Here is a 23,988-nt window from a genome sequence, read left to right as displayed (position 1 = left end):
AGCGCCACTCCGTCCTCTTCCATGATCTCGATTCGCTCATACAGGGCCAGCATGCTCTTGCCGGTTATGCTGCAGTCAATTTCATTGGCATAACGGCAGGCGTACTGAGCGAACTCGTCAATATCCATCTCTTCCCCGTGACTTCCTGGACCATCATCATTGCGGTAAGACATGGCTTCCTCGCCGTCTTCGTCTTCTTCCACATAGTAATCGTCATTTTCATCATAGGACTCCTCCGGTTCCATCTCCTCGTAAACCGGCTTTTTACGGTTGCGGAACAGACCTTTTTTCTTTTTCGACGCCGCTTCCTCATCCGGGAAATCATCGTAAGCTTCCTCTTCATAAGAATCCGTCTCATATGACTGTGCATCTCTGATATCCTGATCGTAAGAATTCTCTTCATAAGGTTCATCGGCGTAAACAGGCTGACGGCGCGGTTCAGGAATAACCTCCTGGACTGGTGGAGCCGGCTGGCGTCTGACCGGAGCATCATTTCGTTCCGGATAGAGAGGTCTCACTGCAGCTTTGGGAGCAGCAGCCCTCTTAACAGGCTCTTCATTTCTTGCCGCCGGACGCGGCTCCTGCGCCGGAGATATGGTTTGAGTATACTCCTCGCCAGGTTCATAGCCTTCTCCGCTTCCTATGCATTCAAACTTGCTGGCAAGACGCGGATGGTTTCTGTGAAGATTCTCCATCTGTTTGGGATTATCGATCAAAACAACGATCATGCCGCTGTTATCGTGATTCATCAGTTCATATAATTCTTCTAAGGCTTCCGGAGTCAAATCTCCTGCCTCTTCTATAACAAGATCTTTTCCGGCCAGTTTAGATGCGGATGCGAGCACACCTCTTTTGGAAAGCTTCTCTCCTGTAATCTTGGCGACCGGATTTTTTATGCCGGATTCATTATGAATTTGTTTTAATGCCTCTACAGCAATTTTAAGTCCTTTTTCGGGAGTCCTGGCTTCAATCATTAAATGATTTAATACAGGAGGTTCTTCCTCTTCATCTTCAAGGTCTTCTATCTCAAGAACATCTTCTTCTGTACGCCGTTTGTTCAAAACAGTGACATTTGCGGTATGGTCTTCCTGTGTGCTGTATTCAGAATCCCCCTGAACGTAAGCGGAATTATCGCCTTCTGATTCATCATAGGATGTCTCTGGTTCATCATAGGCAGTCTCTCCATAGACCGGATCATCACCAGTTGATTCATCGACTGCGGAATCGCTGTATGCAGTCTCACCGGAAATTGATTCACTGGAAACCGATTCACCGGAAACTGATTCACCAGTAACCTCGTCGCCGTATGCAGCGTCACCATAAGCAGTGTCGCCATAGGCAGTCTTGCCATATGCCGGATCGTCATAGTCAGACGATCCGTAAGCTACGTCATCAGCCAAGTTCCCGCCGTAGGCTGATTCTTCAGAAGCATTTTCTCCATAAGCTGCTTCCCCATAGGAGTTATCTCCAAAAGCTGCGCCTTCATGGTTGTTTTCACCATAGGCAGAATCTCCGTATGTGTTTTCAACATAAGCGGTCTCTCCATAGGTACTCTGGCCATGGGAGGCGTCTCCATATGCATGTTCCCCATAGCCTGGCTCTCGATATGCGTTTTCTCCATAAGCTGCCTCTCCATACGCATTCTCTCCGTATGCCGGCTCGCCATAGGAATTCTCCCCATATCCTGGCTTTCCATAGGTATCTCCGCCATAAGCCTGTCCGCCATAAGAAGTGTCGTCATAGGAGCCGTCTTCATAGGAGGCATCACCATAAGAAGATTCCCCATAGGAAGATTCTCCATATCCAGAATTTCCATAGGTATAGTCTTCCTCTATCACTGGCTCTGCAGGGACTTCATCAGCCATCTCCGGCATACGCATCATTCCGCGCGGTCTTGGCATTGCAGAGGCAAGGCGCTCTGCATTCCCAGCCATATGGACTACGGCATCCGCTGCACCGTATGCAGCACCAGCCATTCCGTCTGCTGCCCCGGCAAATGCACCTCCTGCATATGCGGTTCCTGCTGCCGCGGTCTCTCCGGCCGCTATGGAAGCGCCATCATATTCAGAGTTCCTCATAACCGGGCGGTTAATCCGCCTGATATCATCAAGCACCCGTGTGTTGTCATGTCTCCTGGGGCGCTGCTTTGCCGGCGGTTCCTCGTAAGACATGCGGGACATCTCCCGGGCCAGCCCTTCCTGAACCTCGGCCTCCTGCATCCTGGCCTGTAAATCTCCATAATAGGGTTCCTCCGGCATATCCATCCCCGGATTTCCATCATCATAGTATTCTTCATCCTGCTCCGGAACATTCATCTGGCCTCCGCCGAGTCCGTATTCCTGTTCTACAGCACGAAGCTTTGCCTCATATTTATCACGGTTTTCCACCAGATCCATCTGATAGCTCGTAAGCGGCGCATACTGAAGCTTCAATTCCATGGCCTTTTCTACATACTTTCCAAGACCAAACATCAGCATGATCTTATCGCATGTCTCCACGCATCTGTCAGCCATACCTGCTATGCTGTAAAGCTCAGCCAGCTCATACAGCCATTTCTCATCAATTTCCTGACTTGTATAAGATTCAAGAGAATGGATTAACTGCTGGGCAGGCGCACCTTTTGCTTTCAAAATTAAATAACGTAGAAGCTGCTGTCTCGGGTCATCTCCGGCCAGATCGCTGAATTCCCTGTAATATGCCTCAGCCTCATCAATATTGCCCTCTTTTAATGCGAGTTCTGCCAGCTTATAGAGCAGACGTTTCCCAATGGGGGCACGTTCAAACGCCAGAAGAAGAATCTCTCTGGCCTCTTCATAGTCCTCATTTTTTTCGTAAACCATGGCTACCATAGACAGCAGGTTCGTGTTCCGCACACGTCTCCAGTCAATGGTATCGGCAATCTTCATGGCCGTCTCATAATCACTCTTGCCGACAAGCTTCTTTATCTGTTCAACTTTAATATTAAACTCGTACTTATCCATTCTTTTGCATCTCCTAACAAGGTTAATGAGTTACAGTTCGACCCGGCCTTCCAGGGCCCGTAACAATGTCACTTCATCTATGTATTCCAGATCTCCGCCGACGGGCACGCCGCTGGCAATACGGGTTACCCGTACGCCTGTAGGCTTTATCAGCTTGCTTAAATACATCGCCGTAGTTTCCCCTTCGAGACTGGAATTGGTAGCGATGATAACTTCTTCCACATCACCCTGAAGCCGCTGCATCAGCTCCTTCAGTTTGATATCATTCGGGCCGATTCCCAGCATGGGAGAGATCGCTCCATGAAGCACATGGTAAACACCGTCATACTTCCCCGTTTTTTCGTAAGCCGCCAAATCCCTTGTATCCTCAACAACCATGATGACTTTATGGTTGCGTTTGTCACTTTTGCAGATCGGGCACAGCTCCTGGTCTGTTAGAGTGAAACACTCCTTGCAGTAATGGACATTATGCTTCGCCTCAGTAATGGATGAGGCGAGGCTCGTTACTGATTCCTCCGGCATATTGATAATGTGAAATGCCAGACGCTGTGCGGATTTGCTTCCTATTCCGGGAAGCTTGGAAAGCTCTTCTATTAATTTCGTTATCTGACTGCTGTAATAATCCATGATTAGAAAGGAAAGCCTCCGCCCATACCGCCGAGGCCGCCGGTCAGCTTGGACATGGCCGCACTGCTCTCTTCCTCCATCTGGCGGAACGCCTCGTTGGTCGCAGCCACAATCAGATCTTCCAGCATCTCAATATCATCCGGATCCACCACTTCTTCAGTAAGCTTCACCGCAGTCACTTCCTTCTTTCCAGATACGGTAACGGATACTGCTCCGCCGCCTGCTGTCGCCGTATACTCTTTTGTCTCCAGCTCCTTCGTCGTCTCTTCCATCTGACGCTGCATTTTCTGAGCCTGCTTCATTAAATTATTCATATTGCCAGGCATTCCGCCTGAAAAACCGCCACGCTTTGCCATGGTGTATGTCCTCCTGTTAATCTTCTATTATAATATCCATGTGAATGTTTTCTTTTAATTCTTCGTCACTGACGTAAATGGTATCGAGGCGTTCTCCGCCGCCCCGCAGTCTTGCCCTAAAATAAATTGATTTCTGATAATGTTCTTCCACATACCGTTCGATGTCTCCCAGAGTCGTCGGACGGCTGCCAATAATAAAATTGCTCTGGTCTGTGAACACAACGCAGAGACAGCTTTCTCCCGCCGGTTCCACCACCGTATCCCGGAAACTGGCCCGGATCGGACCTCCCAGGTCTTTTACAATCTTTCCCCACTCGTTGCGGACCAGATTTAAGTCTTCCAACTGCCCCTTGGGGAGCGCAACGCGTTCCGCGGGTGTCATCGGTTCTGACGAGGCGCCGTTTCCGCCCGTTCTTCCATTGTCTCCGGCCGGTACGGAATCCATACTGCTACCACCTGAAGGTATGGCGCCAGTTACAAAGACGCCTTCTTCCAGCTGTTTTTCAATGCTGCTGATTCTCTGAATGACGGAATCCAGGTTTTCTTCCATCTCGGGGCGGGTCAGTTTAATGAGAGCCACCTCGATCAGCACCCGCTTCTGGGATGCGTAGCGAAGCTGGTTCGAGAGATCGGAAAATACTCTGATAAACCGCAAAAGCGTCTCTCCATCGACAAGGCCGGCTTCTTCCATCAGAAGATTCATATTCTCCGCTGACATATCCAGCATATTTTCCGCGTCATCCACAGACTTTACAATGAGAAGGTTTCTCAGATACCAGATAAAGTCTGTTACAAACTGCCCCAGCTCGCGTCCCTGGATTACCATCTCCTCCAGACTCTTAATACAGTCCTTCGTCCGATTCTCCACGACAGCGCGAAATAACTGACTGAATACCGTAATGTCTACGGCGCCGAGGACATCCAACACATTGTCATATGTCAGAATCTCTCCATAATGGAAGGCCACACACTGGTCCAGAAGGCTCAGCGCATCACGCATGGCCCCATCCGCCGCTTTGGCAATATAGGCCAGCGCCTTGTCCTCCACTGAAATATGCTCAGCTTCGGTCAGCTTCTGCAAATGAGACACAATGGTATCAACCGTAATCCGCTTAAAATCATACCGCTGACACCGTGACATGACCGTGACAGGTATTTTCTGCACTTCGGTGGTCGCCAGAATAAAGATGACATAAGACGGAGGTTCCTCCAGCGTCTTTAAAAGGGCGTTGAAGGCTCCTGTAGAAAGCATATGAACCTCATCAATAATATAAACCCGGTATTTTCCTTCCGTAGGGGGATACTGGACCTCGTCCCTGATCTCACGGATATTCTCGACGCCGTTGTTGGAAGCGGCGTCGATCTCCACCACGTTTAAGGAGGAGCCGGCCGCGATATTCTTACACGTCTGGCACTCTCCGCAGGGACTGCCGTCCACCGGATTCTCACAGTTAACCGCTTTCGCAAATATCTTTGCAATACTGGTCTTACCGGTACCTCTGGTACCGCAGAACAGATACGCATGTCCGATACGGTCGGATACTATCTGGTTTTTCAAAGTCTGTACTACATGGTCCTGGCCTCTGACATCCGCAAAGGAAGCAGGACGCCATTTCCGGTATAATGCCGTATACGACATGCTCTATGGCTCCTTACTCATCGCCGAAGCTGATACCTATCATCTTGGCTTCCTTAATGATAGAACTCTCAGGATCGACCGTCTTTAATTTACCAGCAACTTCTTCCAGCGGCACCTTCACGATCTCATCGTTGATCACTGCCACCATATTGCCGTATTCCTTATTCTTAATCAGATACGCGGCCTCCGCGCCCAGACGTGTTGAAAGAACCCTGTCGTATGGACATGGTTCACCGCCTCTCTGCATGTGGCCGGGAACAGTCACACGGACTTCCTGTCCCGTGCGTTCTGTAATCTGAGCGCCGATCTCATAAGCGACCGACGGATAGATCACTCCGTTTTTCTTTTTTTCTTTCAATTCTTTCTTGGTAAGAGCGGCGTCCTCCTTGGAAATGGCACCTTCCGCCACTGCCAGGATAGAGAAACGTTTTCCCCTCTTCGTCCTGCTCTTTAACGCTTCCACTACAATATCCAGATCATAAGGGATCTCGGGAAGTAAAATAATGTCCGCTCCCCCTGCGATTCCTGCATACAGGGTAAGCCAGCCTACTTTATGGCCCATGACCTCCACAATAAATACACGGCCGTGAGATGCCGCCGTGGTGTGGATGCAGTCAATGGCGTTGGTCGCCACATTGATGGCGCTCTGAAAACCAAAGGTCACATCGGTTCCGTATAAGTCGTTATCAATTGTCTTCGGCAGATGAATGATATTCAGCCCTTCCTCGCGAAGAAGATTTGCCGTCTTCTGACTGCCGTTTCCTCCCAGAACAACGAGACATTCCAGTTTCAGCTTTTTATAGGTGTGCTTCATCGCTTCTACCTTGTCGAGTCCGTTCTCATCCGGTGTACGCATCAGTTTGAACGGCTGTCGCGAGGTGCCAAGGATTGTCCCGCCTTCCGTCAGAATTCCTGAAAACTCCGACTGCTGCATAACACGGTAATCTGCATAAATCAGGCCCTTGTATCCGTCTTCAAAACCAATTATCTCCACATCGTCATACATTCTGTACAGCGCCTTCGCCACACCGCGCATTGTCGCGTTTAAGCTCTGGCAGTCGCCGCCGCTTGTAAGCATTCCAACTCTCATCATCAAAGCACACCCCTTCTTAGATTCATGTTTAGGAAATAGATACTATATACCCATTTTGTACATAATTATAATACAAAGGGAAGGGTGGGGCAAGGGAAAACTTTGTTCTATCGGGAAATGTAAGAAAATTACCAGTTAAATGGTAATGATTGTACATATAACAAAGAGTCCGGTAAGCCGGACTCGTGCGCCGGAGCGCGGTCGCCTCTGCGGCCATATTTCCTTAGCGCGGAGCGCGCATCCCCCCGGAGGGTTTTGTTTCACAGGCGAATTTCCTATGAAACAATAAGACACCGGATTTTGCTTCCCCGGTGTCTTATTGTCTTCTATTCGCTGTATTTTATTTATATTTTTAATCCGTGCGTCTCACTTTGTATCGTTACCACAGGCGTTACCCTGACAGTTAACTCAGTCCAGGCTGCCTCACGGCACACAGGAGGTTCCACTTAGTGCTGCTGCATTCCTGCCCTGACACGGTTCATGAATTCCTGTTGCGTAAGACCCAAACGTCATCGCCACTTATCAGGGGCAGCCCTGCAATAGACGATCCGAGGTGAGACATCACCCCTGCTAGAGCGGATTGCAGGTACAGGGCACCGCTATCTCCCCGGCTGCACGGAAACTTTATGACATGTGTTGGTCTGTATGCGAACTTTCCATATATATACATAATTAACGCACACGTATACATCTTTTCATGTATAGCCAATTTAGTATACATGGAATCCGGCTATTTGTCAAGGAGTCGTCTCTTCCTGTTTTTGTTTTTTTATGGCTGCTTTCTTTTCCCTGAGAGCCTTAAAAAAATCCTTCATAAGCCGCGAACACTCTTCCTCTAAAACGCCGTTCTCCATCTCAACCTGATGGTTAAAACCGTCCTCATGAAGCAAATCGAGCACAGAGCCGGCACACCCGGCCTTCGGATTCATGCAGCCGATTACGATTTTGGGTATTCTGGCCTGAACGATTGCCCCGGCGCACATGGGACATGGTTCCAGGGTCACATACATGGTACAGTCTTCCAGCCGCCAGTCCCCCATCTTCTTACATGCTTTTTTTATGGCAATGATCTCCGCGTGAGACAGAACATTCTTATCAATCGTTCTCCGGTTATATCCCCTCGCAATAATCTTGTCCTCATAGACGATGACGCATCCGATGGGTACTTCTCCGATCGCCCCCGCTTTCCGGGCCTGTCCTATAGCAGCACGCATATATTTTTCATCAGCATTCATGCCGGTCCCTCTTTTCATTCCTTCCAAAAATATGGTATACTTACTTTTAAGTGCACTGATAACCAATGCAATGCATTTTAGTATATCACGAAAAGTACACCATGAAAATAAGGAAGCGAAAATTATGAAAATTTGCGGTCTGCAAAAAACAACTCTCCTGGATTTCCCCGGTCATGTCGCTGCCACCATATTTTTAGGCGGCTGCAACTTCCGCTGTCCTTTCTGCCACAACAGCGGACTCCTGGGAAATGATGCCGAAGAAGCCATGAGTGAGGCTTCTCTCTTCACCTTCCTGAAGCGGCGCACATCTGTCTTAGAGGGGGTCTGCATCACGGGCGGAGAGCCAACACTCTCCGACGATCTGGAAGATTTTATCCGCAGGATCAGGCAGATGGGTTACTTAATCAAACTGGATACCAACGGCTATAAGCCCGCCGTCTTAAAGGATCTCGCCGGGAAAGGGCTTCTCGATTATATCGCAATGGATATCAAGGCCGGCCGGGAAAATTACCCGCGCGTGGCAGGCATTCCCGGCATTCAGATGGAAAAAATAGAGGAAAGTGCGGCATTTCTGATAAATGGCTTCATCCCGTATGAGTTCCGCACCACCGTCGTGAAGGAACTTCATGACAGCCAGGATTTTCTGGATATCGGACGGTGGCTTGAGGGCTGCCGGCACTACTACCTCCAAAACTATGTGGACTCCGGTGAAGTCCTTTGTTCCGGCTTCAGTTCGTGTACCAAGGAAGAGCTTCTGGCTTTTGCAGAAATTCTCCATCCATATATGGCTGACGTTTCTCTGCGCGGAATCGATTATTGACAGATGGCTGACGGTATCAGCTTCCAATCTTGACATCGGTATACCAGTATCCGAAACGTCCGTCTTCTATTGGCTGATTCTTTGACAGAACAAAATTGGGGAAACCAAACATCGATGCCATATACCGCTCATTACTGTAATAATGCCCCGGGACCCCCAGCAGATAGCGTGGAGTCCCCTCCGGGTTAAACAGTTTTGCCAAAATTAAGTAGCGGTAATTATAATATCCGTGAAGCAGGAAACTGTTATTTCCGTATACCCATATCTCTCTGGGCAGAAGGCCGATATCCTGTGGCTTAATAGTCAGGATTTCACAGCCCTTTTCATAGTCAAAATCCAGGATTTTTGTGTGATCCCGTCTCAAATTCTCCCATACCCGTTCGCTGGAATCTTCGTCCTCTTCCTCAGTCTTTAACAACCGTTCCAGTTCCATTGGATTGCCCGGAACAGGCTGAGGTTTCTGAGCCTTTTGGAGCTCCGGTGCCTTGGGTTCTTCATCCACCGTATGCGCCAGCCCGGCTCCCGATACTTCATCCGTTCTGTGGGATTCTGCATTTTCCGGTATTGTTTCCGGCGCTGGTTTTGATGTTGTTAACGGCGATGGTTTTGATGCTGAGAACGCTGCTGATTTTGATGTATAACTATCCGGATTTTCGCCTCTTACTGCGGCCGGTTCTTCGGGCTCTCCTGATTCCTGTATAGGTTCCGCCATACAAGATTTCGCTGTGTAATTTTCTGAGGCGCTCATTTTGAGAGAATCATGTGTGTCTCCCGCCTGGCGCATATCAGAACTGTACCACATACTTTCTACCGGACGATTAACCGGATATCCGCGCATTCCTTTTGGCGCGGCGGCTTCTGAAGAGCTTTGAACAGCGTCTTTTGAGGTCATTTCCGAAATGTCATCGTTTCCGTCTGTCGAATACGTTTCTGATATTTCCTGCATGGATTCCTCTGTATGGGAACTGGAAATATTCTGCGTACCGGTCATTGTGCCGGAGATAACAGAATTTTGTGTATTCTCCATGGCATATGCGCCTGGGATGCCGTATATGTCGCTTGCAGAATGGATTCCGGACGTTTCGTATGTGTCCTGACCGCCATACATGTCTGGGCCTTGCTGCGCATATTCCGATGCGTGCTGTGATGTATATCCCGATATCTGATCCGGGCCATTTTCCGGTACTGCCATCTCTGCTTCCCGAAGTTCTGGCGCATATACTTCTGATTTTATTGACTCCGGCGCGCTCAGCTCTGGTTCATTCATCCTCATTTCTTCGGCTAAACGCTCTGAATTTTCCATTTTTTCAAGCTGCTGCGGATACGACCCGCTTTCCGGTCTGGAGACAAAGGAACCTGATGTATCGGCCCGGTAGCAGATCGTCTCTCCCTGGATATCTTCCAGAAATTCACTCCGGGTTCCGGTCTCTTCCACATTATACAGCATCTCTTCCGGATCAGTATCACACTGCCCTTCAGCCATAAACGGAGCCTGATTTTTTTCTTCTATATAATAAGATTCCTCCGTATCCGACTCCATGATACCTGTGTGAAGTGTGGTAACCGTCTCGATATCCGGCATCAGTTCAGCGGCATATTCTACAGCCGGGATACCGGAGAAACCGGTGTAGCTGCGCGCAGAATTACCCTGTTTTCGATAAGATCCCTCATCCGCGTGTGCCATTTTCATGGGTTCCTGCTGCTGTCGATACGGTTCCCGAATTGGAGTATCCTTATCTGCAGCCGGTTCCTCCGTGCTGTGAAGATCACTCACCGGCTCTTCCACCGGCACCATTTCCGGCTTCGCCGGCTCATTCATGGATTCTATGTAAGAAGCTTTTGCTCTGGACCATTCCATCCTGGCTTCCTGCTGCCTGATCCATGCTTCCGCCGTCTGCTCCGTCGTATCTGCGGACTGTTCCACCTGTTTTCTGATGCTCTCCGCAAATGCTTTCGACTGCTCTCTGGCGCTCTCTGTAAATGCCTTTAACTGCTCCCGGGACATTTTATCCTGCTTCTCAATTTCCTTTGTTTCCTGGACAGCTTCTACCGGGAACTCTTCCTCAATTTCCTTCATTGCCTTTTTAATCTGCGCTTCCTGCGCCGTTTCTTCTCTTTCCTTTTTCTCGGGAAGCGTGTTGGAAAGTTCTACTTCAGCGGCGTGGGCCACCGCGTCCTCCCAGATCGTCGTGTAAGAGCGCCACGTATTTTCCACATCATGGACCGTCAGACCGTAACACTGATCCATGGGAATTCCGGAGTGTTCCACATCGCTTACCGAAACGACCGTACGGAATTCCCCGGAACCTCCGCGGATAAAAATATTTCCCAGCAAGATTTCCTTTTCACCGGCCAGCAGATAGACGCCGATATCATTGCCGCCCACATAAACCTTCTTAACATTCACCGTAATCTTACACTGGCTGCCCCGCGTTTCTATTTTCGCGAACCCAATGTTTTTTCCTTTGATTCCGCCTTCATAGGCATAGATATATGAGATTAGTCTCCGATAATTGGACATGATATCACCCCTTTTATAAATATTTTATGCAATTAGCCATTGAAACTATGCCATAAAAATGTTATCCTAATGCTATAAATGAAATAAAATTTTTTTTCAAGAACATGGAGGGCTATAAAAATGAGACTTTACCGCGCAAAGGATTACAATGACATGAGCCGCAAAGCGGCACACATTATTTCCGCTCAGGTTACCATGAAACCAGACTGCGTACTGGGACTCGCTACCGGATCCACACCGATCGGGACCTACAAGCAGTTGATCGAATGGTACAACAACGGTGATCTGGATTTTGCTGAAGTAAAGACTGCCAATCTGGACGAATATAAGGGACTGACAAGAGATAACGATCAGAGCTACTACTATTTCATGCACGAGAATCTGTTCAAACATGTCAACATCAAGGAAGAGAACACCAACATCCCTGATGGTACAGAGCCTGACGCCGCAAAAGAGTGTGCGCGTTACGAAAAAGTAGTCCATGAGTTAGGCGGCGTAGACCTCCAGCTTTTAGGCCTCGGCCATAATGGCCATATTGGTTTTAACGAGCCGGCCGACGAATATCCGAAGGAAACTCATATCGTAGACTTACAGGAAAGCACCATCGAAGCAAATAAGCGCTTCTTCGCCTCCATTGACGACGTTCCGCGCCAGGCTTATACCATGGGTATCGGAACCATCATGAGCGCGAAAAAAATACTGCTGGTAGTAAGCGGCGAAGACAAGGCTGCCATCTTACGTGAAGTCATCTGCGGACCAGTGACTCCTCGCGTTCCAGCTTCCATCTTACAGCTGCATCCGGACGTAACAATCGTAGCTGATGATGCTGCCCTTGCAAAACTCGGTGACTGCTGCAAATAAAAACAGCGGTACTGTCTGAACGGTACATAAATGAAAAGCCCCTCTCGGTTTCATACCGGAGGAGCTTTTCATTTAATCCCATCATTACGTTTAATTCCCATTACGTGCGGCATTTACTGACATATACTCCATGGAATTTCGTCGTTTTTTGAGTCACAGAATACCTGCCAGAGTCTTATCTGTCATCGTTCTGACACCTCGGCGAATTATTATAACAAACCTAAGGTTGAAAGAACCGTTTAGAATTATGTAAATCATGTAAGGACATCATATTACAGTGCCCCGTACTTATCATATACCTCTCTTAAGGTTCTTCCTTCTAAAAGCTCTTTTCGCGATATGTTCTCCATAGCAGCCTTCTGTTTTGCCAAATCCAGAACATCTTCCTCAACCTCTTTTGGAATCACCACAACTCCATCAAAATCTGCAAAAATCAAATCACCTGGATTCACCAGAACATCACCACAGCGCACCGGAACATCATAATCCACCACCAACCCCCGTCCTTTACTGTCCAGCGGACGGATTCCCGCATAAAATACGGGAAATCCCATTTTTTTGATGCGGATGCAGTCGCGGATCTGGCTGTCACAGACACAGCCAACCGCCTTCCTCATCATAGCCGCTGTCGACATCAATTCCCCCCAGGGTGCGTTTGTCCCTCCGCTGTCTGTAGAGTGAACCGCTACATCATTCTCTCCCAAGCTGTCCATGGCTTCAATCTCTCTTCCATATGGATTATCCTGGACCACATAATCAGTCTCAAGCCACCGGAAAGTCCTGGCCCGCCCTACAAACACACAGCAAGTCTCGTCCAGCGGCCGCAGCCGCTGATGCATAGCCTGATGCCGGTATCCCAATTGATCCAGAATATCACACACTACCGGCACATATAAGTTATCCTTTATCCATTTATACTTTTCATGATCTGTCATTTCTGCATCTCCCTTTTCCTGTCACCTTAAGAATTCACGCTTTCGTACATTAGTGATCTTACCATTCCAACATCTCCAATGGTTTTAAAATCCGACACCTTTCTTCCATTCCACTCTGAACGCAGAAATATCGGAATACGTTCGGATTTTCTCCGTTCAGCTCCATGACATCATAATGGTGGGGCACAACATACTGCGGATTAACTGCCTGGGTAAGCAGAACGGCCTGTTCCGCTGTCAGATTCCCAAACTTTCCATTAATACAGGGCAAAAGAACATCTGCATGAGGACATGCTCTCAGCAGCAAATCGCAGAATGAAGTGTCTGAGGTATGATAGACGCTTTTCCCATTTTCAAATCGAATTCGGTATCCAGTTGTATCAAGAACGCCTTCATCAGTACCCAGTGCAAAAACGCCTTGTATATCAATCCCGCTTACAGCTAATCCATCCCCCTGATCCACGATTCGGATCTGCTGCGGGTTAATTCCTAAAATCTCCAGTTTTTTAGCGGCATGACGCGGCGCCACGAATATAGTCTCCTCTTTATGGGAATAGGCCCGGATTGTAGCCGGATCCAAATGATCCAGGTGGTCGTGTGTCACAATATAGATATCCGCTTTTAAATCATAAGGCGATACCGGCGCCGGATAAGTTCTGGTAAATAATGGAGAATCCTCCCCGACGCAGTCACTTAAATATGGGTCAATGACCACGGATACTCCTCCGCTTTTTAAATAGAATCCGGATTGACCAAGAAACCATAAGGCGGATTTTTCGACAGACTCATATTCCTGCCAAACCATTATTCTCCCCCCCCCTTTACCATTCATAAATCCGATATTTTTCGATGGCCTTTTCATTCACTGTGATTCCGAGCCCCGGCCCCTGCGGGACATCCATCATACCATTTTCATCCATCTGTACCGGATTATCAATAATTTCCCGAAGCATGGGACTGGAACTCACATTATATTCCAAAAACAGACTCCTTGGGAGCACCGCATTGACATGGAGACTCGCCGCAGTCAGCAAGTCCGTAAGCCATGCGTGGGGACAAACATCAATTCCCGCTGCTTCTGCCTCCCATATAATCTTTCTGATCTGGGTAAAACCTCCACATCGTGAAATGTCGGGCTGCGCAACATCTATCTTCCCTTCCTGAATGAGTCTTCTGAATCCCCAGCCAGTTGCTTCCTGCTCCCCTGCGGCCAGTCTCGTCTTCACCCCTGCCTCTTTCACCTTTCGATAGCCTTCATAGTTCTCCGGATGCAGAAAGTCCTCCAGCCAGTAAATGCGATACGGCTCCAGTCTCCGCAGCAGCTCCACCGCATCATAAGCACTGCGGCTGGTCTTCCAGCCTGCATCCACCAACAGCTCCACACGGTCTCCCACGGCTTCTCTTGCCGCCTTCACAAGCTCTATATCACGGCTGACATCCTGACCAAAAACTCCCCAGCCAAATTTAATTGCGGTAAAGCCCTTTGACATATAGTAATCGCAGGCTCTCTTTATATCAGCCGGTGTTGGCCGGAATAAAGTAGACGCATACGCTCTCACCTGCTTTCTGTAACCGCCTCCCAACAGCTGATATACCGGTCTTCCCACTGCCTTTCCCATGATATCATAACAGGCAATATCGACCCCTGACATTACCTGGATGGCTACGCCGCGCCGGCCATAGTAGGCGGTCCCCAGGTAAAGCTTATTCCATATCTTCTCCATCTCAAAGGGATCTTCTCCTATAAGCATTTCCCGAATTCCTTCCATCATATCGGACCCCGTCCTCGGCGCGCCGATCAGGGAACTGGCCACATGAGGAGCCGTCTCCACATCAGACCAGCCGGTTATTCCCTCATCCGTACTGATCTTTATCAGAAAACAGTATGCGACACCGGTTGCTTCCTCGCTTCCTGCCGGATTCAAGTATTTATCCGGAGATTCCAGTATGATGCCTTCCACATCTGTAATCTTCACAAGCTACCTCCTCACGTAAATGTCAACGTCACCTTAAGCGCTTCATCTTTTCCCTTTTCCGCCAGTTCGAAAGCCTTTTTCCAATTATCAAATGGAATTCGATGTGTAATCATGTCCTTTAGTCCCAGCTCCCGCTTATCCAGCAGTTCCAGCGCCCTGTCCAGATAATTCTCATCGTTGCAGGAGCCGCATAAATTCAGCTCCTTGACATGAACCCGGAACAGATCAATTGCCGGCATTGGCATAACTGCGGAAAATACGGATAATGTTCCTCTCGCCTTCAAACAGGTGATAGCCGTGTTTACAGCCTGTCTGGTTCCCACACAGAGTACCGCGCTATCTACACCTTCGCCATTTGTCAACTGATATACTTTTTCTGATACGTCTGCCGTTTCACGTTCATGAATCGTCTCTGCATTTCCAGCCATAGCCAAACGGAATGAATGACGCCCTGTAAGAATGACTCTGCCCGGATTGTATACCCTCAACAGTCTCGTCATAATAATTCCGAAAGGTCCGTCGCCAATAATCAGTACAGTCCCGTCCTTTTTTACATTTGCCCGTTCCAATGCTTCGATACATACGCTGACCGGCTCCATCAGGCTTGCCACATCATAGTCCATAGTATTGGGAATCTTCCTTGCGCGGTCGGCTCTGATACAAAAATATTCTGCAAAAACTCCTTCCAGATTGATTCCCAGATGCTTCATATTGCCACACAGATGCGGCAGCCCTCTTAAGCAGTTTGAACAGGTGCCGCAAGGCATAACCGGATGAGCCGCTATGCGGTCACCTATATTAAATCCAGTTACGTTCTTTCCGACTGCCACCACCACCCCGGCGCCCTCGTGTCCCATAATCATTGGAAAACGAATTCCAAAGGAGTTGTGTTTGATATCGTTTAAATCAGATGTACAGATCGTCGCCGCCTCTGTTTTAACCAGTAATTCGTCCGGGTCAGGCTGGCGAACCGAACATTCTTTTTGTGCCAGCCGTCCTTGTGCTTCCAGAACAAGCGCTTTCATCCCATTCCCCCCTTATTTGATTCCCAAAATCTCCAGGGAATCCCTGTTTATAATTGATTCAATCAATTGTTCTGATACCGGAGGCAGCCCGGTTCCCTTAACGATAGTATTAACACCTCGAAATCCCCGGATCGAATCCCCTGTCGTCGTTGCGGGGAAATCAGAACCGAAAAAGACCTTATTTCCGGCACCATATTCTTCTACCAGCCGCATTGCGTTATAAAACTGCCACGGCCTGTAATACAACGCTGAAACATCCGCAAATAAATTTGGTTGATGCCGAATGGCGGCAATGCATTCTCCCACCCATGGATGGCCAAGATGCGCCATCACTATCTTAAGATCTGGAAAGTCGCATGCCACCTGGTCCATCAAAACAGGATTTCCATAAGAAAGCGGTACTCCAGAGGAAAATGTCGTTGCCATGTGGGTCATAATGGGAAGATGATGCTTTTCACAATATTCATAGATCTTGTAATACTCCGGAGCATGCGGGTGCAGCCCCTGATAAACCGGACCGATCTTAACCCCTCTGCAGTGATACTTCTCATAGTCCTCTTCCAGCATCCGCATGAAATCAGTCTCTGTCGGATCAATCGATGTAAAAAACAGATACTTTTCAGGATTCTTCGAAACAAATTCGGCTGCTGCTCGATTATCCGCGCGCCAGCCCGTCTTTTTTCCCCTCAATCCAAATACCACAACACGGTCTGCCTCCTCGGTTCCCTTTAAATACTCTTCTTCTGAGTAATTCCAGGACTCCCGCGGAATGTTACACCTATCCAAGTCGCTGAAAAATGGCTCCATAAAGTCATCCGGGTACCGCACATAGTGCGTATGTAAATCTACAATCATCTGTTTTCCGCCTTTCCATTTAAAAATAATTTATGGAAGTACCTGAAAGCCTTTCACAAAGCCTCTGGTCCTCATCGGTACAAATGCCTCCGCATGGCTGCAGCCGCACTGACGCCCTCGAAAACCAGAGATTTTTCCAGCCCATTCCTTGATTCCATAGTCATTTCCAAATGCCGATTTAAATGCCTCATCCTGACTCTGATGAAGCTTTGCAAGTCGCATTTTCTCCGCCATCACGTCATCAATATCCACCCAGTGACTCGGCTCAAACTCAAAGCCGTCCGCCGGTTCCACTAAGAATACAGCCGGAAATCCTTCCACAGGCGGCGCAGCCGTCTTAATCATAGGAAATGCCATCTGCATGGCACACTGCCGCACAAGCCGGTTCACTCTCATATGATCCAAATTGTAATCGACCAAATAATGTGTAAAAATCACGTCCGCCTTTGTCCTCCGAAGGGCATCGATTAAAGCCAGCCTGACCTCTTTTCCGTCAAATAAGAATTCATCCTCAAAGCCCAGGCACTGGTAACTCCCCCCTGCCTCATTTGCCAGTGCCTCCATCTCCTTTTTACGGCACTCCGAGGCCTCCTTACTGCTCATCTCCGGGTGTTTAACCATCCCCATTTCGCCTCCGGTAAGACAGATAAAGTGCAGTCTGTCCCCTCTGGCCTTCATTTTCAGCATAGTTCCCAGACACATCAGCTCATCATCCTGATGCGCCATAACAGAAACAACATTCATCACATTCTCCTCTTTTCTATCCTTTTACACTTCCCGCCATGACCCCCTTGATAAAGGATTTCTGCATCATCAAAAATAGCAGAATCATCGGAAGACAGGTCAGAAGCGCCCCTGCAAATACAAGATCAAAATTACCAATTCTTGACTGGGCGAATACATAAAGCCTTTGCTGCAGCGTCTGCCTTACCGGATTATTAATCACAATCAGAGGAACCTGAAGATCATTCCACACATAGACCCCTCGCAGAACGAGCACAATTCCCGTAACAGTCTTGAGCAGCGGCATATACACATATGCATAAACCTGAAAATAGCTGCATCCGTCAATTCGTGCTGATTCCATCAGTTCTTTGGGCAGAGACCTCATGAACCCGGTATATAAAAATACAATAAATGGCATAAACATGGCTGAATATATCAGAGCCAGTCCCAAAAAATTATCAGAAAGATGAAGTGTCCTCAAAAGTGTTACAAGCGGTACCATAGCCACCTGAAACGGCAGTGCAATCAGAGCGACAAACAGCACATAAAGCCGGTTAAAGAACTTATGGTCCGCAATATAGATCCCGTAGGCCGTCATAGACCCTAACAGGATAAAAATCAGACACGATATCGCAAGCACTGCGAAGCTGTTAAAAAAAGCGGCCGGATAATTCATTTTAGAAAAAGCCGAGATGATATTATCCAGTGTAAAAATATCCAGATTGATGGTGAATGGCTGCAGTGAAATATAGGAACGCTCCTTAAATGCATTATTCACAACATACCAGAACGGCAGAAGGTAAAAGATCATAATGGCCATCATAATTCCATTGGTAACTGCCGCCTTCAATCGCCGTTTTCCCCTGACGCTTAAGTTCATCTTTCAACCTCCTTTCGTTCAGTCAGACGGCTTTCTGTTCAGAACAAACAATTCTGCTACCGCAAATACCACCGTGATTAAAGTCAGCATAACGGCCATCGCCATCGCCTTCCCCTGTGACATTGCCTTAAACGCATACTGGTATGACATCAGCGCCATGGTCTGTGATGCATATCCCGGCCCTCCCTGTGTCAGAACGTACGGCAGATCAAACAAGGTCAGAATTGCAATTGTAGACACGATGATATTGATGGTCACAGACTGCACAATCAGAGGCAGAGTGATTCTCCAAAGCTTCTGCCACCAGTTGATTCCATCCACAGCCGCCGCTTCGTAAAGTTCCTCGGGGACCGTAGAAAGGCCCCCAAGATAGATTAAAACATAGAATCCTACGGCAAACCACACAATCGCCGCGCTCAGCGCCGGCATTACCGTCTGCTTCTGCCCCAGCCAGTCCTGAATCAGGTTTTCCATCCCCATCTTTTCCAGAAGGTACACAAGCGGCCCCGTAGCCGGATTATAAATCGTTCTCCATATAAACCCCACGACTACCATGGAGACAATATTGGGAAGAAACAGGACCACTTTATAGAAATTAGCCGCCCTCCCAATATCATAAATAATCACAGCAAAAAGGATGGCCATAATATTTAAAACCGGTACATACAAAACAATTAAATAGAATGTATTGGAAAAGAGTGTCTTAAACTCCGAAGAAGCAATTACATTCCGGTAATTCTCCAGTCCCATCAAGTGGTACTCCTCTGACACTCCATTCCAGTCAGTAAAACTGTACTTAAACGAAAGAATAATCGGATATACCAAAAATACAGTAACTAACAGGACTGCCGGCAGAACGAACAGCGCCGCATTGATATATTTACTGTCCCATCCGCTCCATCGTTTCTGTTTACCGTTGTCTCTTTTTTTCAAAGCCGGCATCCTCCTCTCGCTAAAATCTGTGTTTTATTTCGCTGTATACAAATCCTGTAAAATCTTGGCGGCCTCCTCCGGTGATATCTCATCTGTCGCCACCTGTTGAAAGGTCTGCGGAAGACGTGCATAAACGGATGGCGGCAAAATTTCAAACCAGTAAGCCCCTGTTACTTCAATCTCCATAAGCCTGTCCACATATTCCTTTACCTCGTCCGTCATTTTCACCTTGTCCTGGTTATATTCAATCAGAGACGGGATACTGCCTCTTGACTGCTGGTACGTATAAAAACCCTCTTCATTTGCAATATAATTGACGAATTTAATAGCAGCCTCTTTATTCGGCCCGTCAGCGACTGCAAATCCTGTTTCCGTTCCAAGAACAACTGCCTGTTTCTGGCCTTCCATGTTCCACGGCGGCACCATCATCCCCACATCAAATGGGCTTTCCATGAAAGAACCTGCCATCCAGATCCCCTGAAAACACATAGCTGCTTTTTCCTGTTTAAAGGAATCGAGGAGAGTGGAAACCATCGCACTGACCGAACCGGTTAGCAGATATCCATTATCATTCAAAATCTTAACCCGTTCGAAAATCCTGGCCTGCTCAGGTGTATCAAACTGGAAGGTACCGGCTGCAATCTCTTTTATGTAGTCAGGATTTTGAGATGCCACTTCCACCGCATTTCCTGTGCTCCAGGCTGTATTGGATATAGCGCCATCCCCCATGGCAACCGCAAGCGGCGCGTATCCTTTATCCTTTAAGGTCTGGCAGACTTCAAGAAATTCATTCCAGTTCTCTGGTTCTTTCGTGATTCCGGCATCCTCAAAAATATTCTTGTTGTAATAAATCAGTGTCGAAGACAGGCCCCCTGCCACTCCAAACAATTTTCCGCTTTCCGAGGTAAAAACCGGTTTTAGACTTTCAACCATATTTTTTGCCGCATCAATCTCCGCCAGATCAATGATCAGGCCATTTTCTGCTAAATCTGCGCCAAACGAGCCTGCATTGATTGACATCACATCGGGAAGCGTGCCGGCCGCTGCCTTAGGCTGTAAATACTCCTCTACCTCACCGGGCATTGGCGTATATTCAACCTTAATTCCGTATTTCTGAGTAAAATCACTGGCAATCTGTTCCGCCGCATCTAACCAGTCATTCGACATCAAAGCAACAGTAATGGTCGTATCAGACTCCGGCGCCTCTTTTTTGCTCTCTGCTGCCGCCGTTGTTTTTTCGCTGCCTCCCTGATCACTACCTCCTTTCGTCTGCTGGCACCCAGTCATCATAACCATGGACAGGACTGCCGCTGCCGCCAACATCTTCACTATCTTGTAATTTCTCATAAAATCCTCCTTCTCCTGCGTAATTTCCAATGTTTCTGCAAAAAATGTGATCCGTTCTGTATACCTATATTTTATCTGGAATTAATTTCGTTTAACAGGTAAGAAAATTATAAAAAGGTTTAAATTCTTTTACAGTTTTATTCAATTCACCCCTTTATATTTACTCACAAAATATTTAATGTTACAATATAGTAAGTTATATAGGGCGAGGAGACATACTTTATGAAAAAATGGTACTTAAATCTTAGTATTACATACAAACTGCTTATAATATTTTACTTTTTCCTGGCATTATTATCCATGTCTTTTTACTACTATAATAACAGGATCGCCGCAGCCAACCTCTTGGAAAATGTTGGAAACGCTAATCTTTATCTTCTGGAACAAATTAACTCTAATGTCCTGTTTCTGCGGCGCGAAATAGAAGACATGACGACACAGCTTATGATTCAGCCACAGGTTCAGGCATACATACAGCCCTATGACTCTGCCACAAGCGAAACGCAAAAAATGTATATTGACTCCAGTCTGAAAAACGCAGTCAATCTTATCACCTCCAAGGATTATGTGTCTTCGCTCTCCGTCTGCGGTTTTCAAAATAACTCCATTCCATTTATTAGAAGTATTGACAGTCGTTTTTCCCTTCCTGATTATGAAGAACTGTTCCATACAGAATTTTTTCAGGCTGCAAAAGCTGCAAAAGGGAAACCGGTATGGCTGGAAAACTCAGATGAAACCTACCTCTTTGCAGCTAATAACAAATATAATCGAATTTTTATGATTCGGATGATAAGAGAATACAATACCTACGAAAATCTGGGTTTGATCGTGGTAGGTATCAGTGAACCTGCACTGCGTCGAGAATACACCCGGGGAATTGATATGGACGAGGGCGGTATCGCCATATTCAATATGGCAGGAAGCCTCATATCAGGAACTGGTAACAACAATTTATCGCAACTTCCTCATAATAAACTGTTGCAGTACCAAGCGGAGAAAAAAGGAGTGGAAATCTACGAATCATCGAAAAACACGCTTCTTTTAAGCCATATAACAGATGAGAAAACAGGATGGACCTATCTCTATGGAGTACCAACAGCTTTGCTTACAAAAAGCATTCATAATTCTGCCAATTACCTCATTCCGTTCTGCTTCACAGCACTTTTACTCTCCCTACCTCTGGTACTGTTTGCATCTCTCCTGATCATACGGCCCATACGAAAACTACTGTCCGCTATGCATTCGTTTGAAAACGGTAATTTTGACTCTTCCATATCCTTTCATTACAAGGATGAGATCGGCCAACTCGGCAATGGATACAACGAGATGGTAAAAAGTCTGGCAGAGTTGATCGACAGAGTTTATGTCCTTCAAATCAAAGAACAGGAAGCAGAGTTAAATGCTCTGCAGAGCCAAATTAATCCTCATTTTCTCTATAATACTCTGGATTCCATCTACTGGAAAACACTTGCAAAAGGGGAAACTGAAATTGCTGAGATGGTATGGACCCTTTCCAATCTGTTCAGAACCAGCTTAAGTAAAGGAAACCGGTATGTAACCGTATTTCACGAGTTTCAGTTTCTTGAACAGTATTTAAGACTGCAGCAGTTAAGATATGGCAGTAAGATTGCGTATCAGATTGACTTGGCAGAAAATGCAAAGACTCTTTTTATTCCGAAACTCATCCTCCAGCCTATCGTCGAAAACGCGATTTACCACGGCCTGGAGCCAAAAGGTGAACAGGGTCAGGTAATAGTTTCCGGTTTCTTACAAGCGGACAAACTGCATTTTCGGATCAGTGACAATGGGGTAGGAATGGATGCGGAAGTTCTCACAGCCCTCCGAGGCGGAACAAATCAATCCACAACAATGGGAGGCTATGCCCTGCACAATGTAAGGGATCGTCTTCGCATCATCTATCGGAACAATTTTACCATGACAATAACCAGCAATAAGGGTATGGGGACCACTGTCACCCTGATTTTGCCCGCCTTACAGGAGGGAGAGTATGCTTAAACTATTAATAGCAGACGATGAAGCCGACACCAGCAATGCGATTCGGCGCACGATTCCCTGGAAAGAGTACGACATCCTGCTCTGTTCAGAAGCCTCCAACGGAAAAGAAGCCATCGAAATCATTGAGGCTGAACACCCGGATATTGCTCTTCTGGATGTACGCATGCCTCTTTTAGACGGATTAGGGGTTGTAAAATATATTCATGATAAACAGTTAAACATTCGAATGATTATCCTGAGCGGATATGATGAATTTTCCTATGCCCAGACGGCGCTTAAGTATGGTGTTTCCGATTATCTGCTAAAGCCCTGCCGTATGGAGGATATTTTAAGCAGCATTAACAGGTGCAAGAAATTGTATCTCCAGGATCTGGAACATCAGAATCTTCTACGAGGAATTGGACAATCCTTTTTTGAAGATATTGGAGAACCGGCACCGGATCTACCTGCGTTTACAGACGCGCAATACCTCCAGTTTGAAACTCAAAAGAAGAGACTTCTGGAATTTATAGGTTCTGGAGATTCACAAAAATCCCAGGAGTTGTTGCAGGATATATTCCGATCGATCGAGGCATACCCCCGAAATAAAAATATTATCATCAATCATTTTCTTTCCTTGATGTTGGATGTTATGAAACTATGTAAGGACTGTTCGCTAACTATTCCCTCCGAATTGCATACACTGATCGACTACAAACAGATGGCTTGTTTCACAACACTTAAAGATCTGGAAAAGACCGCCGACACCGCGATATCTCAAATCACTGAAAGCATTCGCGCAAAATCTGAAAAAAGCGTTTCTGTCCGCGCTGCTGTTGACTATATTCATCAGCATTACAGTGAAACCATCGACTTAAATGTCCTGGCTAGACATATCCACATTACTCCCGCCTATCTGAGTCTGATTTTCAAAGTACAGACTGGCGTTAATTTTCTGGATTATTTGACGCAGTACAGAATCGAACAGGCCTGCCGTCTTTTGAAAGAAACAGATCTAAAAAATTATGAGATTGCTTATGAGACAGGCTTTCGCGATGAAAAGTACTTTTCGACTGTATTCAAAAAAGCAAATGGGATGACTCCTTCGAAATATCGGAAAATATATTCTTGACTCTTCCTCTCTTCCATGGTATGCTGAAACAAATATTTCGAAAAAAGGAGG

Annotated in this window: 19 protein-coding genes, 1 other RNA gene and 1 pseudogene (1 of these 21 running past the window's edge); 4 read left to right on the top strand and 17 right to left on the bottom strand. The window is 47.0% G+C overall.

Features of this window, described 5'->3' with window-relative positions; translation table 11 throughout:
- The 7 genes and pseudogenes from M1L66_RS02135 to tadA all read right to left on the bottom strand — a co-directional run.
- Positions 1–2,981, bottom strand: partial view of a hypothetical protein gene (locus tag M1L66_RS02135; protein ID WP_434690533.1) — the 5' portion only. Its footprint begins 148 nt before the window's first position; 2,981 of the gene's 3,129 nt are visible here — the first part of the coding sequence; the start codon lies at positions 2,979–2,981; its stop codon lies beyond the left edge, outside the window.
- Between the two features lie 30 nt (positions 2,982–3,011).
- Positions 3,012–3,608, bottom strand: a complete 597-nt coding sequence (gene recR / locus M1L66_RS02130; protein ID WP_002605640.1) for a recombination mediator RecR — start codon at positions 3,606–3,608, stop codon at positions 3,012–3,014.
- A 2-nt stretch (positions 3,609–3,610) separates the two neighbouring features.
- Positions 3,611–3,964, bottom strand: coding sequence for a YbaB/EbfC family nucleoid-associated protein (locus M1L66_RS02125; RefSeq protein WP_002605641.1), 354 nt, complete (start codon positions 3,962–3,964; stop codon positions 3,611–3,613).
- A 16-nt stretch (positions 3,965–3,980) separates the two neighbouring features.
- On the bottom strand, positions 3,981–5,603 hold the full coding sequence (gene dnaX / locus M1L66_RS02120; RefSeq protein WP_434690529.1) for a DNA polymerase III subunit gamma/tau: 1,623 nt from the start codon (positions 5,601–5,603) through the stop codon (positions 3,981–3,983).
- 13 nt (positions 5,604–5,616) lie between these two features.
- Entirely contained in the window at positions 5,617–6,696 is a 1,080-nt protein-coding gene (locus M1L66_RS02115; RefSeq protein ID WP_055659948.1) for a 6-phosphofructokinase, read from the bottom strand.
- 357 nt (positions 6,697–7,053) lie between these two features.
- An RNA gene (ffs, locus tag M1L66_RS02110) (signal recognition particle sRNA large type) lies at positions 7,054–7,315 on the bottom strand.
- A 118-nt stretch (positions 7,316–7,433) separates the two neighbouring features.
- Positions 7,434–7,922 (bottom strand): annotated as a pseudogene (tadA, locus tag M1L66_RS02105) (tRNA adenosine(34) deaminase TadA); the annotation flags it as partial.
- Positions 7,923–8,055: 133 nt separating this feature from the next.
- Here tadA and M1L66_RS02100 point away from each other — a divergent pair.
- Positions 8,056–8,751 (top strand): anaerobic ribonucleoside-triphosphate reductase activating protein, encoded by a 696-nt coding sequence (locus tag M1L66_RS02100; RefSeq protein ID WP_434690528.1) that lies wholly within the window; start codon positions 8,056–8,058, stop codon positions 8,749–8,751.
- Positions 8,752–8,767: 16 nt separating this feature from the next.
- Here M1L66_RS02100 and M1L66_RS02095 read toward each other — a convergent pair whose 3' ends face one another.
- Complete coding sequence (locus M1L66_RS02095) at positions 8,768–11,272, bottom strand: DUF6128 domain-containing protein (RefSeq protein WP_434690525.1); 2,505 nt, start codon at positions 11,270–11,272, stop codon at positions 8,768–8,770.
- Between the two features lie 120 nt (positions 11,273–11,392).
- Here M1L66_RS02095 and nagB point away from each other — a divergent pair, with 120 nt between their 5' ends.
- A complete protein-coding gene (nagB, locus tag M1L66_RS02090; RefSeq protein ID WP_002605647.1) occupies positions 11,393–12,133 on the top strand; it encodes a glucosamine-6-phosphate deaminase in 741 nt (246 codons plus the stop codon).
- Positions 12,134–12,405: 272 nt separating this feature from the next.
- On the opposite strand, the gene M1L66_RS02085 is transcribed toward nagB, so the two are convergent.
- From M1L66_RS02085 to M1L66_RS02045, 9 genes are read right to left on the bottom strand one after another with little or no spacing between them, the layout of a single operon-like run.
- Complete coding sequence (locus tag M1L66_RS02085) at positions 12,406–13,068, bottom strand: RraA family protein (RefSeq protein WP_187023431.1); 663 nt, start codon at positions 13,066–13,068, stop codon at positions 12,406–12,408.
- 58 nt (positions 13,069–13,126) lie between these two features.
- The gene (locus M1L66_RS02080) at positions 13,127–13,873 is read right to left on the bottom strand and encodes an MBL fold metallo-hydrolase (RefSeq protein WP_187023430.1); all 747 of its coding nucleotides are present in this window, start codon (positions 13,871–13,873) and stop codon (positions 13,127–13,129) included.
- A gap of 16 nt (positions 13,874–13,889) precedes the next feature.
- Positions 13,890–15,044: a mandelate racemase/muconate lactonizing enzyme family protein gene (locus tag M1L66_RS02075; RefSeq protein WP_187023429.1), complete on the bottom strand. Its 1,155-nt coding sequence runs from the start codon at positions 15,042–15,044 to the stop codon at positions 13,890–13,892.
- 11 nt (positions 15,045–15,055) lie between these two features.
- The gene (locus tag M1L66_RS02070; protein ID WP_434690520.1) at positions 15,056–16,069 is read right to left on the bottom strand and encodes a zinc-dependent alcohol dehydrogenase; all 1,014 of its coding nucleotides are present in this window, start codon (positions 16,067–16,069) and stop codon (positions 15,056–15,058) included.
- 12 nt (positions 16,070–16,081) lie between these two features.
- Positions 16,082–16,924, bottom strand: a complete 843-nt coding sequence (locus M1L66_RS02065; protein ID WP_187023427.1) for an amidohydrolase family protein — start codon at positions 16,922–16,924, stop codon at positions 16,082–16,084.
- 30 nt (positions 16,925–16,954) lie between these two features.
- Positions 16,955–17,668: a PIG-L deacetylase family protein gene (locus tag M1L66_RS02060; protein ID WP_434690516.1), complete on the bottom strand. Its 714-nt coding sequence runs from the start codon at positions 17,666–17,668 to the stop codon at positions 16,955–16,957.
- A gap of 16 nt (positions 17,669–17,684) precedes the next feature.
- Positions 17,685–18,530 carry a carbohydrate ABC transporter permease gene (locus tag M1L66_RS02055; protein WP_434690514.1) on the bottom strand — a complete coding sequence of 282 codons (846 nt, stop codon included), beginning with the start codon at positions 18,528–18,530 and terminating at the stop codon, positions 17,685–17,687.
- Positions 18,531–18,548: 18 nt separating this feature from the next.
- Positions 18,549–19,463: a carbohydrate ABC transporter permease gene (locus M1L66_RS02050; protein ID WP_434690512.1), complete on the bottom strand. Its 915-nt coding sequence runs from the start codon at positions 19,461–19,463 to the stop codon at positions 18,549–18,551.
- A 33-nt stretch (positions 19,464–19,496) separates the two neighbouring features.
- A complete protein-coding gene (locus M1L66_RS02045; RefSeq protein WP_187023423.1) occupies positions 19,497–20,810 on the bottom strand; it encodes an ABC transporter substrate-binding protein in 1,314 nt (437 codons plus the stop codon).
- 222 nt (positions 20,811–21,032) lie between these two features.
- On the opposite strand from M1L66_RS02045, the gene M1L66_RS02040 reads away from it, so the two are divergent.
- Both M1L66_RS02040 and M1L66_RS02035 read left to right on the top strand, forming a co-directional pair.
- A complete protein-coding gene (locus M1L66_RS02040; protein ID WP_434690508.1) occupies positions 21,033–22,826 on the top strand; it encodes a sensor histidine kinase in 1,794 nt (597 codons plus the stop codon).
- A complete protein-coding gene (locus tag M1L66_RS02035; protein WP_187023421.1) occupies positions 22,819–23,937 on the top strand; it encodes a response regulator transcription factor in 1,119 nt (372 codons plus the stop codon). The genes M1L66_RS02040 and M1L66_RS02035 overlap by 8 nt, the downstream gene beginning before the upstream one ends.
- Positions 23,938–23,988 lie beyond the last annotated feature (51 nt).

The sequence above is a fragment of the Hungatella sp. SB206 genome (assembly GCF_051132295.1).
In the GTDB taxonomy this organism is placed as follows: domain Bacteria; phylum Bacillota; class Clostridia; order Lachnospirales; family Lachnospiraceae; genus Hungatella; species Hungatella effluvii.
This window is presented reverse-complemented; position numbering and strand designations above follow the sequence as displayed.

Bases quoted from the DNA above. Each gene is read 5' to 3' on its own strand.
- recR (WP_002605640.1), bottom strand. From the start codon at position 3,608: ATGGATTATTACAGCAGTCAGATAACGAAATTAATAGAAGAGCTTTCC.
- M1L66_RS02125 (WP_002605641.1), bottom strand. From the start codon at position 3,964: ATGGCAAAGCGTGGCGGTTTTTCAGGCGGAATGCCTGGCAATATGAAT.
- dnaX (WP_434690529.1), bottom strand. From the start codon at position 5,603: ATGTCGTATACGGCATTATACCGGAAATGGCGTCCTGCTTCCTTTGCG.
- M1L66_RS02115 (WP_055659948.1), bottom strand. From the start codon at position 6,696: ATGATGAGAGTTGGAATGCTTACAAGCGGCGGCGACTGCCAGAGCTTA.
- M1L66_RS02100 (WP_434690528.1), top strand. From the start codon at position 8,056: ATGAAAATTTGCGGTCTGCAAAAAACAACTCTCCTGGATTTCCCCGGT.
- M1L66_RS02095 (WP_434690525.1), bottom strand. From the start codon at position 11,272: ATGTCCAATTATCGGAGACTAATCTCATATATCTATGCCTATGAAGGC.
- nagB (WP_002605647.1), top strand. From the start codon at position 11,393: ATGAGACTTTACCGCGCAAAGGATTACAATGACATGAGCCGCAAAGCG.
- M1L66_RS02085 (WP_187023431.1), bottom strand. From the start codon at position 13,068: ATGACAGATCATGAAAAGTATAAATGGATAAAGGATAACTTATATGTG.
- M1L66_RS02080 (WP_187023430.1), bottom strand. From the start codon at position 13,873: ATGGTTTGGCAGGAATATGAGTCTGTCGAAAAATCCGCCTTATGGTTT.
- M1L66_RS02070 (WP_434690520.1), bottom strand. From the start codon at position 16,069: ATGAAAGCGCTTGTTCTGGAAGCACAAGGACGGCTGGCACAAAAAGAA.
- M1L66_RS02065 (WP_187023427.1), bottom strand. From the start codon at position 16,924: ATGATTGTAGATTTACATACGCACTATGTGCGGTACCCGGATGACTTT.
- M1L66_RS02060 (WP_434690516.1), bottom strand. From the start codon at position 17,668: ATGAATGTTGTTTCTGTTATGGCGCATCAGGATGATGAGCTGATGTGT.
- M1L66_RS02055 (WP_434690514.1), bottom strand. From the start codon at position 18,530: ATGAACTTAAGCGTCAGGGGAAAACGGCGATTGAAGGCGGCAGTTACC.
- M1L66_RS02045 (WP_187023423.1), bottom strand. From the start codon at position 20,810: ATGAGAAATTACAAGATAGTGAAGATGTTGGCGGCAGCGGCAGTCCTG.
- M1L66_RS02040 (WP_434690508.1), top strand. From the start codon at position 21,033: ATGAAAAAATGGTACTTAAATCTTAGTATTACATACAAACTGCTTATA.
- M1L66_RS02035 (WP_187023421.1), top strand. From the start codon at position 22,819: ATGCTTAAACTATTAATAGCAGACGATGAAGCCGACACCAGCAATGCG.